This window comes from Sedimentibacter sp. B4 (assembly GCF_000309315.1).
Classification (GTDB): Bacteria; Bacillota; Clostridia; order Tissierellales; family Sedimentibacteraceae; genus Sedimentibacter; species Sedimentibacter saalensis.
Genome location: NZ_CANG01000145.1, coordinates 1 through 227, shown reverse-complemented (window position 1 = coordinate 227; position 227 = coordinate 1). Strand labels below are relative to the sequence as shown.

Here is a 227-nt window from a genome sequence, read left to right as displayed (position 1 = left end):
CAGTCGGGCTCGATGGCGTCCTCGGTCGTGTACGCATCGATCCTGGCGTCCGTCATGGCCAGCATCAGGGCGCTGAAGACGTCGCTTGTCGTCTACGACACGGCGGTGGTCGACCTCACCGATCAGCTCGCCGACCCGGTGGACGTGATCTTCGGCACCCAGCTGGGTGGCGGGACGGACACCACGCCGGCGCTGGAGTACTGCCAGCGACTGATCACCGCGCCGCG

1 protein-coding gene is annotated in these 227 nt (G+C 67.8%); it reads left to right on the top strand.

Annotated features, from left to right (window positions below; genetic code table 11):
* The coding region (locus BN358_RS10505) for a VWA domain-containing protein (protein WP_157593330.1) at positions 1-227 on the top strand (227 nt) is incomplete at both ends.